At 70.5% G+C, this 13,132-nt stretch carries 10 protein-coding genes; 2 read left to right on the top strand and 8 right to left on the bottom strand.

Annotated features, from left to right (window positions below; translation table 11 throughout):
* Positions 1–9: 9 nt before the first annotated feature.
* Complete coding sequence (locus ACLQ2T_RS20345) at positions 10–1,239, bottom strand: PucR family transcriptional regulator (RefSeq protein WP_425767996.1); 1,230 nt, start codon at positions 1,237–1,239, stop codon at positions 10–12.
* 183 nt (positions 1,240–1,422) lie between these two features.
* Between ACLQ2T_RS20345 and ACLQ2T_RS20340 the strand changes: the two genes are divergently transcribed.
* Positions 1,423–1,791 carry a hypothetical protein gene (locus tag ACLQ2T_RS20340; protein ID WP_425767931.1) on the top strand — a complete coding sequence of 123 codons (369 nt, stop codon included), beginning with the start codon at positions 1,423–1,425 and terminating at the stop codon, positions 1,789–1,791.
* A gap of 38 nt (positions 1,792–1,829) precedes the next feature.
* Here ACLQ2T_RS20340 and ACLQ2T_RS20335 read toward each other — a convergent pair whose 3' ends face one another.
* From ACLQ2T_RS20335 to ACLQ2T_RS20320, 4 genes are all read right to left on the bottom strand, one after another.
* Positions 1,830–2,480: a hypothetical protein gene (locus ACLQ2T_RS20335; RefSeq protein WP_425767930.1), complete on the bottom strand. Its 651-nt coding sequence runs from the start codon at positions 2,478–2,480 to the stop codon at positions 1,830–1,832.
* Positions 2,481–2,750: 270 nt separating this feature from the next.
* Positions 2,751–4,160 carry a glutamate--tRNA ligase gene (gene gltX / locus ACLQ2T_RS20330; protein WP_425767929.1) on the bottom strand — a complete coding sequence of 470 codons (1,410 nt, stop codon included), beginning with the start codon at positions 4,158–4,160 and terminating at the stop codon, positions 2,751–2,753.
* Positions 4,161–4,175: 15 nt separating this feature from the next.
* A complete protein-coding gene (locus tag ACLQ2T_RS20325; protein ID WP_425767928.1) occupies positions 4,176–5,447 on the bottom strand; it encodes an MFS transporter in 1,272 nt (423 codons plus the stop codon).
* Positions 5,444–6,793: a GH1 family beta-glucosidase gene (locus ACLQ2T_RS20320; protein WP_425767927.1), complete on the bottom strand. Its 1,350-nt coding sequence runs from the start codon at positions 6,791–6,793 to the stop codon at positions 5,444–5,446. The genes ACLQ2T_RS20325 and ACLQ2T_RS20320 overlap by 4 nt, the downstream gene beginning before the upstream one ends.
* Positions 6,794–6,980: 187 nt before the next feature.
* Between ACLQ2T_RS20320 and ACLQ2T_RS20315 the strand changes: the two genes are divergently transcribed.
* Positions 6,981–7,427 carry an SRPBCC family protein gene (locus ACLQ2T_RS20315; RefSeq protein ID WP_327024643.1) on the top strand — a complete coding sequence of 149 codons (447 nt, stop codon included), beginning with the start codon at positions 6,981–6,983 and terminating at the stop codon, positions 7,425–7,427.
* 89 nt (positions 7,428–7,516) lie between these two features.
* On the opposite strand, the gene ACLQ2T_RS20310 is transcribed toward ACLQ2T_RS20315, so the two are convergent.
* From ACLQ2T_RS20310 to aceE, 3 genes are all read right to left on the bottom strand, one after another.
* The gene (locus tag ACLQ2T_RS20310; protein WP_425767926.1) at positions 7,517–8,443 is read right to left on the bottom strand and encodes a hypothetical protein; all 927 of its coding nucleotides are present in this window, start codon (positions 8,441–8,443) and stop codon (positions 7,517–7,519) included.
* On the bottom strand, positions 8,440–9,729 hold the full coding sequence (locus ACLQ2T_RS20305; protein ID WP_425767925.1) for a choice-of-anchor B family protein: 1,290 nt from the start codon (positions 9,727–9,729) through the stop codon (positions 8,440–8,442). The genes ACLQ2T_RS20310 and ACLQ2T_RS20305 overlap by 4 nt, the downstream gene beginning before the upstream one ends.
* 417 nt (positions 9,730–10,146) lie before the next feature.
* Complete coding sequence (gene aceE / locus ACLQ2T_RS20300) at positions 10,147–12,891, bottom strand: pyruvate dehydrogenase (acetyl-transferring), homodimeric type (protein WP_425767924.1); 2,745 nt, start codon at positions 12,889–12,891, stop codon at positions 10,147–10,149.
* Positions 12,892–13,132: the final 241 nt, after the last annotated feature.

Genomic DNA, 13,132 nt, shown 5'->3' with positions numbered 1-13,132 from the left:
GGAGGAATCCTACAAAGGCTGGTGGTTGTCGTCGCTAGCCTGTGATCTTTTACCGGCGGCCGGGGGCATTGTCTGGGTAGGTACCACCGGGTCCAGCCGACCCACCGTCAGCGCCACCCGCAGGGCGAAGGCGTCCCGGGAGATCAGCGGGCTGAACCCGGTGACATCGGAGATCCGCCGCAGCCGGTAGCGCACCGTGTTCGGATGCACGTACAGCGCCCGGGCGGCGCTCTCCAAGGTGCCGCCCGCCGCGAAGAAGGCGTCCAGGGTTTCCAGCAGCTCACCGCCGGCCCGCACCAGGGTCGCGTACACGTCGTGACGCAGCCGCCGACGGGCCTCCGCGTCACCGGCCAGAGCCCGCTCCGGCAGCAGGTCACCGGCGTGCACCGGGCGGGGGGCGGTCGGCCAGGCCGGGGCCGCGCGGTAACCGGCCAGGGCCGCCCGCGCGGACTCGGTGGCCTCGTCCAGGCTCGGCACCGCCGGACCCACCACCACCGGCCCCGGACCGAAGGCGGTCAGCAGCTTGGCGGTGGCCGCCACCGGTTCGGCCGCGCCGCCGAGCACGATCACCAGCCGGTCGCCGTGCACCCCGCCGATCACCTCCACCCCGATGCGCCGCGCCTGGCGGTAGACGGTGTGCAGCACGGCGGCCACCTCTCCGCCGGGTGAGGTGCCGACCGCCACCGCCACCGGTGGCGCGTCCGTCCAGCCGAGGGCCGCGGCACGACTGGCCAGTACGTCCGGGGAGTCACCACGCAACAGGGCATCCACCAGCAGGGCCTGCAACCGGGCGTCCCAGGAGCCGCGGGATTCCGCCGCCCGCGCGTACACCCGGGCGGCGGCGAAGGCGATCTCCCGGGAGAAGCGCAGCACCGCCTCCCGCAGCTGCGGCTCCTCACCCGGGGCGGCGAGATCGCTTACCTGCTCCTCGACCACGTCGATGGTGACCTTGATCAGGGCGACGGTCTGCTGAAGGGTGATCGAGCGGGCCAGCGCCTGCGGGGCGGTGGCGAACACCTCGTCGGAGACCTCCTGGCTGCCCTCCCCGGCGCCGCCGCCCGAGCAGAGCCACTGCACCAGGGAGCGGACGCCGGCCTGGGCCACCAACATCACCCAGGAGCGTTGGTCGGCCGGCAACGCCCGGAACCAGGGCAGGGTCTCATCCATCCGGGCCACGCTGGCGGTGGCCAGGGAGCCGGCCGCCCGCTCGATCCGGCGCAGTGTGGCCGACAGCTCCATCCCGCCCGATTCGCTCACCCGCCTAGCCTGACATGTCCTGAACTGGCCCTTCACGGCAGCCGTCGGCAGGCGGCCCGGCCGGTTCACCCGGTACGCGGTGCGTGGGCGGTCGGTACCGGCCAGTACGGTGTCAGGACACGTCGGGTGGGCACCGGCGTGCGGGCGAGAGGTGAGGAGAAGCCGATGGCGCAGGGGGACGCCGAACACGGCTGCGCTCAGGAGGAGCCGAGTCGACCGGGCACTCACGAACAGCCGATGACCGGCAAGCATCACCATCACCGCCGACCGACCGGCCTCACCCCGGCGGCCGAGGCGCACGCCGGCTGGACCCCGGAGCGCGGTGACGAGGAGCCGGGTGCCGTACGACCCGGCCCGGCCGAGCCGGTGGTGCCCCGGCAACGGGCCGCCGAACCGCCGGTCGAGCCGGTCGAGTCGACCGCCCCCGGGTGCCTCAGCGAGCGGCCGGGCTGGGCCGGTGCCCACCGGCACGCTCCGGTACGCCCGGCCCGCCGTACCACCCGACGGGAACGTCCGCCCCGACGCTGGTGCTGATCACCTGGACGGTCAGGCCGATGAGGCTGGGTTGGCGGTCAGCGGGTGCGGCGGCGGACCAGCAGGGCGATGCCGGCCAGCCCCAGGGTGATCACGAGCACCACGGCGACGTTGAGCAGCAGGAGGCGGCGCAGATCGCCGAAGGCCTCGTTGAGGTCCTGCGCCGGGTTCAGGGCCTCCTCCGGGATGATCCGTTCACCCCCGCCGATGCCCCCGCTGACCGACTCGTACGTGCGCTCCAGCGGCACCCCGGCGGTGCGCAGGGTCTCGGACATGCTGACCCGTCCGAGGAACCAGGCCGCGGTGGTCTTGCGGGAGTCCGGCTGCTTGGCCGGTCGGAAGACCCGGGGCCCGCCCACCGCCTTCGGGTAGAGGTCGTAGGTCTGTTTGGGTACGTCACCGGCCAGCACCACGACGGTGTACTTCGGACCGAGGGCGGCCTTCTTCGGGCTGCCCGACTGGCGTACCAGCGCTCGGGCGCTGACCTGGTCGACGATGGCCTTGACATGGTCGGGATGGTGCTCGGCGCGCAGTCGCAACGGTTCGGCGAGACCGTCCCCGGTGATGTCCACCCCGGCCGGTGGCGACTTCGGTGCCGCCGGAGCCGGCTGTGCGACCGTGAGGGACAGCAGGAGCGCCGCCAACCCACCCACCGTCAGTACGGCCAGTCGCCTCATCCGTCGGACCATGCCGCCTCCTCGCCCCGTTCGATGGGTGGCTCCGCTGCAGGGGTCACGCGCCGGAAGCTGACGGCGGTGACCGTGCCCGCAGGACGGGTACCCACCTAAAGACTCCGCCGAACGTCGATCGGTTGCAGCCGGTGGAACACTAATTGGAACTATCTGCGATCTCGACTCGGCATGGTAGCGGCCGTGGAGCAGTGGGCGGATTTACCGGTGCCGTGGCCGGTGATGCAGGCAGGATAACGCGTCCCGGCAACCTCGGGGTGCCGGTGCCGGCTAGACCAGGCGCAACCGGGCGGCCCGCAACCGGGTCAGGGTGCGCTCGGAGCCCAGCACCTCAAGGGACTCGAACAGCGGCAGACCGACCGTGCGGCCGGTGACGGCGACCCGTACCGGCGCCTGGGCTTTGCCCAGCTTGAGACCACGTTCCGCGCCGACCGCCTCCAGGGTGGCCTTGAGGGTCTCCGCGTCCCAGGAGTCGACCGCCTCGAAGGCCGCGATGCTCGCCTCCAGCAGCTCCGCGGAACCCTCCTTCATGGCCTTCGTCCAGGACGCCTCGTCGACCATCGGGGTGGCCAGGAACAGGAAGTCGACATTCGGCACGATCTCGCTGAGCACCGCGATCCGGGTCTGGGCCAGGGGTGCCACCGCGGCGAAGACGGCCGGGTCGAACTCCTCGGGCTGCCACGGGGGCGGCGCGATCGTGCCGGTGCCGGTCAGCCAGGGCCGGCAGGCCTCGATGAACTCCTCGACCGGCAGCGCCCGGATGTACTCGCCGTTGAAGGCGCGCAGCTTCTTCTCGTCGAAGAAGGCCGGTGAGGGGTTCACCTCCGACAGGCGGAACTCCTCCTCGATCACCGACCAGGGCACGATCTCCCGGTCGCCCGACGGCGCCCAGCCGAGCAGCATCAGGTAGTTGCGCATCGCGGCGGCGAGGTAGCCCTCGTCCCGGTACGCCTCCAGGGCCACCTTGTCGCGGCGCTTGGACAGCTTCTGCCGCTTCTCGTTGACCACCACCGGCACGTGCGCCCAGATCGGCGGCTTGACCCCGAGGGCATCCCAGAGCAGCTGCTGCTTGGGGGTGTTGGGCAGGTGCTCCTCGGCCCGGATCACATGGGTGATCCCCATGGTCATGTCGTCGACGACATTGGCCAGCAGGAAGACCGGTGAGCCGTCACCACGGGCGATGACGAAGTCCTCGATGAGCTTGTTCTCGAAGGTCGGCTCGCCCCGGATCAGGTCGACCACCACGGTCGAGCCCTCGTCCGGGGTGCGGAACCGCAGGGCCCGGCCCTCACCCGGCCCCAGGTCCCGGTCGCGGCAGTAGCCGTCGTAGCCGGTGTACTGGTTGCCGGTGCGGGCCTGCACCGCGTCCCGGGTGCAGTCGCAGTAGTACGCCCGGCCGGACTCGTACAGCCGGGCGGCGGCGGCGCGGTGCTCCTGGGCGTACGCGGACTGGAAGTAGGGGCCCTCGTAGCTGTCCCGGGAGATGCCGATCCAGTCCAGGGCCGACAGGATGCCCTCGGTCCACTCGGGCTTGTTGCGCGCCGCGTCGGTGTCCTCGATGCGCAGCACGAACACCCCGCCCTGCTGCTTGGCGTAGATCCAGTTCTGCAGTGCCGAGCGGGCACCGCCGACGTGGAACATACCGGTCGGGGATGGGGCGAAGCGCACACGTACCGTCACGACGACAGCCTACCGTCAGGGTACGGAGCGGATCTTCAGCACCAGCGCGCTGCCGAGAACGGTCACCGCGGCCGTGATCGCGTACAGGGTCGGGTAGCCGCCCAGATGCACCACGATCGGGGCGGAGACGGCCGGTCCGAGCACCTGGGGTGCGGAGTTGGCGATGTTGACCACCCCCAGGTCCTTGGCCCGGTCGGCGGCCTTCGGCAGCACCTGGGTGATCAGGGCGGCGTCGACCGACAGGTAGACGCCGTATCCGGCACCGAGCAGGGGAGCGGCGGCCAGGGCCATCGGCCAGGTGGGCACGGCGGCCAGCAGCAGTGCCGCCACCGCCATCACCATCCCGGCGGCGATCACGAAGATCTTCCGTCTGCCGGAGCGGTCCGACAGCCGCCCGGCGATCACCGTGGTGGCCATCAGCCCGGCGGTGTAGAGCAGGATCAGGATCAGCAGGCCGCCGTCGGGATCGGCCATCTCCACCTTGTCGGTGAGGAAGTACAGCAGGTAGAGGGTGCCCAGGGCGTTGCCGAGCTGCACCAGGAACCGGGTGATCCAGGCCCAACCGAAGTCGGGATGCTGTCGCGGTGAGACCCACATGCCGGCCAGCAGCCCTCGCAACGTCGGCCGGTGGGTACGCGGGAGGGGATCGTCCGTGGTGCGCAGGGTGAACGGCACCGCGAGCAGCACCACGGCGGCGGCGATCGCGAGATAGCCGGCGGCGTTGCCGGTGAACACCACGGTCACCAGCACCACCCCGAGCACCAACCCGAGGGCCTGGGGGATGCCGACCCAGCCGGAGATCCCGCCACGCTGCAACACCGGCACCCGATCCGGTACGGCGGCGGTCAGGCTGGCCAGCATCGCGTTGAGGCACACCTGCGCGGCGATCCAGCCGACCGCCACCGCGGCGACGGTCCGGGCCTGGGCCAGCAGCACCAGGGCCAGGGCCCCGACCAGGGCCCCGCCGAGGGTCCAGACGTGTCGGCGACCGAACTCCCGGCGGCCGATCCGCAGGCAGGTCCGGTCCGACAGGGCTCCGGCCAGCGGGTTGGCCAGCACCGCGGCCAGCGCACCCAGGCCGGTGACCACCGCCAGCATGGTCTCCTTGTCGGCGGGTGCGATCTGCTCGATCTGCTGGGGCAGCAACACCTGGATGGGGGTGAAGAAGGCCATCCAGACGCCGAGGTTCGCGGCGAACAGCAGGGCGGTCCAGCCCCGCCGTACCGGCACGGTCGGCTCGGTCAGGGCGGCCGGCAGCGAGGCCGGGGTGGGGTCGATGGTGGTCACCGGGCGGGTTCCCGCCGGGCGGTCGCGATCACCTCACGCAGCCAGGCGTACGAGGACTTCGGGGTGCGCCGCTGCGTGGGGTAGTCGACATGCACCAGGCCGAAGCGTTTGGTGAAACCCTCGGCCCACTCCCAGTTGTCCAGCAGGGACCAGACGAAGTAGCCGGTCACCTCGACCCCGTCGTCGATCGCGGCGCGTACCGCCCGCAGGTGGGAGTCCAGGTAGGCGATCCGGTCCGGGTCGTGCACCCGCCCGTCGGCGTCGGGTACGTCGTCGTAGGCGCAGCCGTTCTCGGTGATCTGGATCGGTGGCAGGTCGGCGCCGTAGCGACCGTGCAGCCAGCCGAGCAGTTCGCGTAGCCCTTCGGGGGCCACCGGCCAGTCGAAGGCGGTACGCGGGTAGCCCTGAAGTGGCACCAGCTCGAAGGGCAGGGGCGATCCCGGCTCGGCTGCCCGTACCGCCGTGGGGTTGTAGTAGTTGACGCCCAGCACGTCCAGGGGCGCGGCGATCACCGCCAGGTCCCCGTCGCGGACCGCGCTCTGGTCGAAGCCCAGTTCGGTCGGGTAACCGCGGCCGAGCAGGGGGTCGGTGAACAGCCGGTTGTGCAGGGCCTCGTAGCCGGCCACGGCGGCCAGGTCGGCCGGGGTGTCACCGGCGGGGCGTACGGGGGAGTAGTTGTTGGCGATGGCGACCGGGGCGGCCGTCCGGGCGCGCAGGGCGGCGACCGCCAGACCGTGGCCGAGCAGTTGGTGGTGGGCGACCGGGAAGGCGTCGAAGAGCAGCGCCCGGCCGGGCGCGTGTCCTCCCGTGCCGTGACCCAGGCTCATGTGGATGAAGGGCTCGTTCAGGGTGATCCAGAGCGCCACCCGGTCGCCCAGGCGCTCGGCCACCAGGTCGGCGTACTCGGCGAAGCGGTGGGCGGTGTCCCGGTTCAGCCATCCGCCGGTGTCCTCGATCGGCTGGGGCAGGTCCCAGTGGAACAGGGTGGCTACCGGTTCGATGCCCCGGTCGAGCAGCCCGTCGACCAGCCGCTCGTAGAAGTCCAGCCCAGCGGGGTTGACCGCGCCGCTGCCGGTGGGCCGCACCCGGGGCCAGGCCACCGAGAACCGGTACGCGCTCACCCCCAGCTCGGCCATCAGGGCGATGTCCTCGGGGTACCGGTGGTAGTGGTCGCAGGCGACCTGGCCGCTGCTGCCGTCGGCGATCCGTCCGGGGGTGTGCGCGAAGGTGTCCCAGATGGAGGGTCCGCGTCCGTCCGTGTCGGCCGCGCCCTCGATCTGGTACGCCGATGTGGAGACCCCCCAACGGAAGCCGGTGGGGAAGCTGGGCATAGCTGCGGTCGACATGCGCCCTCCCGGAGAAACGCGAAACGTGTTCGGCACTCTAGGGCTCGGCGGGGCGCGGGTCTATAGGTCGATGTGCATGGAAAAGCAATACCTTTCGGCGTGTCTTTTGCGAACACGTCCACATACGTCCGTTTTGCCGCATAGAGTGCCGATATCGTGGGATGTCCTCACTGGAGGAAGACGGATAATGATCCTCGTGGAACGCAGCGCGCACGTGGCGGCGCCGGTCGAAGCGGTCTGGGATGTGGTGCAGCGGGCCGAGCAGTTGCCCGCCTGGTTGGCCGGGGTCCGGGCGGCCGAGGTCCTCTCGGGAGAGGGCTTCGGGCGGCGGCAGTTGGTCCAGGCCGGCCGGGGTGCCGCGCATGAGGCCGAGGTGATCGCCTACCAGGAACCGACCCTGATCGGCTGGCGAGAACGCGCGAAGGGCGCCGGTGCCCGAGCGGAGGCGCGCACCGAGATATACGTCCAGCTCACCGCAGACGAGGAGGCGGGCGGCACGATCGTACGGCTGATCGTCGTACGGTGGCCGGCCGGTCCGGTCAAGGCCGCCCTGCTGCGCCTCGGCCTGCGTCGGGTCGGCGCCGACCTGGAGGACTCGCTGGCCCGGCTGACCGACCTGGCCGCCGTCGGCTGACCGGCCACGTCCTGGCGTCACCCGCGACGGTGGCGGCCCCGGTGTCCCTGCCAGGTTCACCCGGGCCGCCACCGCTTTGCGACCGGTACTCACACGACCACGGTGAACGCGGCTACCCGCACCTCGTCGAGATGTCGGAACTCGAAGAACAGCCGGTAGGTGCCCGCCGAGGGCACGGTGATCCCGAACGCCACCACCGAACTGGGTTGGCTGGCCGCCGCCGGATGCACATGCAGGTACGCCAGGTCCCCCTGGCGCAGCGCCACCAGATGCCCGTACGCCCCCAGGTGCAGTTGCAGGTCGTTGACCGGCTGGCCGTCACGGCCCAACCAGACCAGCACCTGGTTGGACTCGCCGGCCCGCAGGCCCCCGTCCAGGGTGATGGTGTAGCCGTCCACCAGCACGGTCTCCTCGGGCGGAGCAAGCTCCTCGGCCGCGTACCGACCGGGAACCGGCAGGTCGATGCCGAGTGTGGTGCCCGCCGCCGCCCCCGCCGGCCAGAAGTCGGCGATCGCCCGTAACGGGCCGGGGGCGGCCGGAGTGACCGTGACCCGCCAGGTGCCGTCCGGTGACATCTCCGGATGTACGTGCTGATATCCGCCGAGGTCCCGGCCGACCAGGATCAGGTGCAGCGGCCGGTCGTGGACCACCTGGAAGTCGGTGAGGGCGCCACCTGCCGCATCGGTGATCCGGAAGACCAGCTCACCCGGCTTGCCGGCGCGCAGCTTCGCCTGGTCCACGGTCAGGGTCCAGCCGTCCCGGGAGACCTCCAACCCGCCGGGCCCATGATTGGCGTGGGTCAGCGCGCCGGCCGTCGCCGGTCGGGCCGGCCCGGTCGTACCGCCGGCCCGCCCCGCGAAGAAGCCGACGGCCAGGGTCAGGCCCAGCACCAGGACGGCGGCGGCGTACCGGCCGACCCGGCCCGCCGGTGCGTCCCCGAGACCGGGGCGCCCCGGCTGGGGCGCCCCGTCCACGATCTCGGCGAGGGTCGCCGACCGCTGATCGGTCGTGGTCACGACAACCGGGGCTGCAACACGAACAGCCCCTGCTCGATGCCGCTGACCACCACGATGCCGCTGGGGAAGTAGGGGTACACGCTCCACGCCCCGTTCATCGACGCGCTGTTGCTCGACGGGTAGATGTCGAAGTAACCCGCCTCGGTGGCCCGGCCGCTGGACACGTTCGTCAGGTCCAGGATGCGCAACCCGGCCCGGTAGTTGGCCTGGTAGCTGTACCTGCCCTTGACGTACTGGTTGTGGTCGGTGGCGGAGACCCCGCTGGGCGCGCTGTACGTGCCGATGTGCCGGGGGGCGTCCAGGTCGGCCAGGTCCCAGATGTAGGTCTGGGTGGTCACCCCGCGCCGGGACTCGTCCAACTCGTCGTCGAGCAGGAAGTACCGCTGGTCCTCGGTGAACCAGCCCTGATGGGTGTACGCCCGACCGGTGTAGCCGATGCGGGCCAGCTGCCGTGGAGCGGACTTGCTGGTCACGTCGACGACGGTCACCGTGTCCTCGTTGGAGCTGACACAGATCTCCCGACCGGTGTACGCGGTGTCCGGCCCCCGGTAGACGACACACTGGGTGTCGTGGGTGTAGCCGTCGTTGCTGACGCAGCCCGCCGAGACCGGGGACTTCGGGGTCCGGATGTCGACCATGTGCAGGCCGCCGCTGCAGGTGTTGGTGCCCACCGCGTACGCGTATCCGGTCTGCTCGTTGATCGCGATGTTGTGGGAGTTGCCGAAGCGGCTGTAGTGGACATCCGCCGTCCAGGTCTGCGGGCTCGTCACGCCCCGGAGCCGGGTGAGGTCGAAGACCTGCATGCCGTGCCCGGAGACGTCCGCCACCACGTACGCGTGGTCGCGGTAGACCTTGATGTCCCGCCACACCGCGGTGCGATTCTGGTACGCGGGCAGGTTGCCCAGGTAGACCGGGGCGCTCGGGTTGGACACGTCCACGAAGGAGGTGCCGTTGCGCCGGCCGACCAGCGCGTACTCCTTGCGGGTCTGTGGGTCGGTCCAGCCCCAGATGTCGTTCGCCTGGCTGCCGCCGATGTTGGCCAGCGGCATGAACGACAGCAGGTCCACGTTGCGGCAGGGGTAGCCCGCCGCCTGACCGTTGGTGCAGGCGGTCGCCGCGGCGGCGGCCGTCTGCTGGGTGGGTTCACGCTGGGCCATGAACTCCTGGGCCGAGGCCCGCCCGGCGGGGGTAGCGGGGTCATGGGCCACCGAGGGTGAGCCCGGCCCCACCATCGACACCACCAGGGCGCCGACGGCCAGGGACAGGCCGATCCGGACACTTCGCATGTGCACTCCCTCCCGTCGCGCCGCGGCGTCGGTGGCGTCCGGGCCGACGGTGAGACGGCGCGACGGAATGTCCACCAGGCCGACCCATGCCCGAGGAGAGCTAACGCCTATAGATGAGTCTGAATCACCCGTGTTACAGACAGAACCCACCTTCAATACCACCTACGTCATACCACCCCCCACTCCGCGCGTTCCCCCTCCGCGCGTTCCCCCTCCGCGCGTTCCCCCTTCACCCACCGCGTTGATCATGAGGTTGGCGGCATCTTGAAGATCAACAACTGCCGTCAACCTCATGATCAACGGGGCGAGGGTGGGGGTGGGGGTGGGGGTGGGGGTGGGGGTGGGGGTGGGGGTGGGGGAAAGGGGCCGGGCCCGGCGCGGGGGCGCCGGGCCCGGGTGGAGCGGGTTTGGGGTGGGTCAGGTGTCGCCGCCGGTTTCGCCTACGGGGGCGGCGTTGACGTCCTCGATGGCGTACTTCTTGGCTGCCTCGGCCGGTACGTGGGCCGGTACCGCTCCGCGCAGCGCGAGCTGGCGCAGGGTGGCCACCGTCACCGACTCGGCGTCGACGTGGAAGTGCCGGCGCAGGGCGTGACGGGTGTCGGACAGGCCGAAGCCGTCCGTGCCCAGGGAGGTCCAGTCACCCGGTACCCAGCGGGAGATCAGGTCCGGCACCGCGCGCATCCAGTCGCTGACCGCGACCTTCGGCCCGTCGGCGTCGGCCAGCTTCTGCTGGATGTACGGCACCCGCTGCTCCGCACCCGGGTGTACGAGGTTGTACTCCTCGCACTCGATGGCGTCCCGGCGCAGCTCGGTCCAGGAGGTCACCGACCAGACGTCCGCGGCCACTCCCCAGTCCTGGGCCAGCAGCTGCTGCGCCTTGAGCGCCCACTGCATGCCGGTGCCGGAGGCCAGCAGGTTCGCCCGGGGGGCGTCGCCCTCCACGGACGGGGCGGCCGAGTAGCGGTAGATGCCCTTGAGGATGCCCTCGGCGTCCACCCCTTCCGGCTCGGCCGGCTGCTGGATCGGCTCGTTGTAGACGGTGAGGTAGTAGAAGATGTTCTCCTGCTGCTCGCCGTACATGCGGTGCAGGCCGTTCTCCATGATGTGCGCGATCTCGAACGCGAAGGCCGGATCGTACGCGACGACCGCCGGGTTGGTGGCCGCGAGCAGGTGGGAGTGGCCGTCCTCGTGTTGCAGGCCTTCACCGTTGAGGGTGGTGCGGCCGGCGGTCGCGCCGAGTACGAAACCGCGCGTCATCTGGTCGGCGGCGGCCCAGAAGCCGTCGCCGGTGCGCTGGAACCCGAACATCGAGTAGAAGATGTACATCGGGATCATCGGCTCGTCGTGGGTGGCGTACGAGGAGCCGGCGGCGGTGAAGGAGGCGACCGAACCGGCCTCGTTGATCCCCTCGTGCAGGATCTGCCCGACGGTCGACTCCTTGTACGACAGGAACAGCTCCCGGTCCACCGCGGTGTACCGCTGACCGTGCGGCGAGTAGATCTTCGCGGTCGGGAAGATCGAGTCCAGGCCGAAGGTACGCGCCTCGTCCGGGATGATCGGCACCCAGCGCTTGCCGAACTGCTTGTCCTTCATCAGGTCCTTGAGCAGGCGGACGAAGGCCATCGTGGTGGCGACCTTCTGCTTGCCGGAACCGCGCTTGATGTCGGCGAACCGCTCGCTGTCGGGGATCGGCAGGGACTTGGCCTTGGTACGCCGCGAGGGCAGGTAGCCGCCGAGCTGCTGGCGCCGCTCGTGCAGGTACTGCATCTCGGCGGACTTCTCGTCCGGGCGGTAGTACGGCGGCAGGTAGGGGTTGTCCTCCAGCGCCGAGTCCGGGATGTCCAGGTAGAGCCGGTCGCGGAAGGTCTTCAGGTCCTCCAGCGTCAGCTTCTTCATCTGGTGGGTCGCGTTGCGGCCCTCGAAGTGCGAGCCGAGGGTCCAGCCCTTGATCGTCTTGGCCAGGATCACCGTCGGCTGGCCGGTGTGCTCCGTCGCCGCCTTGTAGGCCGCGTAGAGCTTGCGGTAGTCGTGCCCGCCCCGCTTGAGGCTCCAGATCTCGTCGTCGCTGAGACCCTCGACCATCTTGCGGGTACGCGGGTCACGGCCGAAGAAGTGCTCCCGCACGTACGCCCCGGACTCCGCCTTGTAGGTCTGGTAGTCACCGTCGGGGGTGGTGTTCATGAGGTTGACCAGCGCACCGTCGGTGTCGGCGGCGAGCAGTGGGTCCCACTCCCGGCCCCAGACCACCTTGATCACGTTCCAGCCGGCACCCCGGAAGAACGCCTCCAGCTCCTGCATCACCTTGCCGTTGCCCCGCACCGGCCCGTCCAGCCGCTGGAGGTTGCAGTTGATCACGAAGGTGAGGTTGTCCAGCTCCTCGCGAGCGGCCACCCCGATCGCGCCGAGGGTCTCCGGCTCGTCCATCTCACCGTCGCCGAGGAACGCCCAGACATGCTGGTCGGAGGTGTCCTTGATGCCCCGGTGCTGCAGGTACCGGTTGAACCGGGCCTGGTAGATGGCGTTCAACCCACCCAGACCCATGGAGACCGTGGGGAACTCCCAGAAGTCCGGCATCAGCCGCGGGTGCGGGTACGACGGCAGGCCGCCGCCGGGGTGTGACAGCTCCTGCCGGAAGCCGTCGAGCTGGTTCTCGCTGAGCCGGCCCTCCAGGAACGCCCGGGCGTACATGCCGGGGGAGGCGTGCCCCTGGTAGAAGATGTGGTCGCCGCCCCCGGGGTGGTTCTTGCCCCGGAAGAAGTGGTTGAAGCCCACCTCGTACAGCGAGGCGGAGCTGGCGAAGGTGGAGATGTGGCCGCCGACACCGATCTCCGGCCGCTGGGCGCGGTGCACCAGCATCGCCGCGTTCCACCGCACGTACGCCCGGATGCGCCGCTCGACGTGCTCGTCGCCGGGGAACCACGGTTCCCGCTCCGGCGTGATGGTGTTGATGTAGTCGGTGGTGGTCAGCGACGGCACCCCGACCTGGCGCTCACGAGCGCGCTCCAGCAGACGCAGCATCACGTAGCGGGCCCGCTTGGCGCCGCGCTCGTCGATGACACCGTCAAGCGACTCGACCCACTCGCTGGTCTCTTCGGGGTCGATGTCTGGAAGCTGGCTAGGCAGGCCGGCCGTGATCACCGGGCGCTTGCGTTCCGTAGCCACAGGCGTTCCCTCGGTTGTGTGTGGGATAGGTCTCTAGCGCCATCCTGCCCCGTCGTGGCACGTGTCGTCACGTCCACCCGTGTCAAGGGCGACGCGCGACACAGGTACTCATCAGTAACGTCGTAGTTTCCGGACTTACCGCCTCCGAGCTGTGGCCCGAGCGGCTGACCTGTGAATCCGCCCTGTTGGTGAAGATCATCGGCGGCTGGAGCGCCGGTCGGCCGATTGCGGCAGAATGCGA

The organism is Micromonospora sp. DT229 (assembly GCF_049844505.1).
Taxonomy (GTDB): Bacteria; Actinomycetota; Actinomycetes; order Mycobacteriales; family Micromonosporaceae; genus Micromonospora.
This window is presented reverse-complemented; position numbering and strand designations above follow the sequence as displayed.

Bases quoted from the DNA above. Each gene is read 5' to 3' on its own strand.
- ACLQ2T_RS20345 (WP_425767996.1), bottom strand. From the start codon at position 1,239: ATGGAGCTGTCGGCCACACTGCGCCGGATCGAGCGGGCGGCCGGCTCC.
- ACLQ2T_RS20340 (WP_425767931.1), top strand. From the start codon at position 1,423: ATGGCGCAGGGGGACGCCGAACACGGCTGCGCTCAGGAGGAGCCGAGT.
- ACLQ2T_RS20335 (WP_425767930.1), bottom strand. From the start codon at position 2,480: ATGGTCCGACGGATGAGGCGACTGGCCGTACTGACGGTGGGTGGGTTG.
- ACLQ2T_RS20320 (WP_425767927.1), bottom strand. From the start codon at position 6,793: ATGTCGACCGCAGCTATGCCCAGCTTCCCCACCGGCTTCCGTTGGGGG.
- ACLQ2T_RS20315 (WP_327024643.1), top strand. From the start codon at position 6,981: ATGATCCTCGTGGAACGCAGCGCGCACGTGGCGGCGCCGGTCGAAGCG.
- ACLQ2T_RS20305 (WP_425767925.1), bottom strand. From the start codon at position 9,729: ATGCGAAGTGTCCGGATCGGCCTGTCCCTGGCCGTCGGCGCCCTGGTG.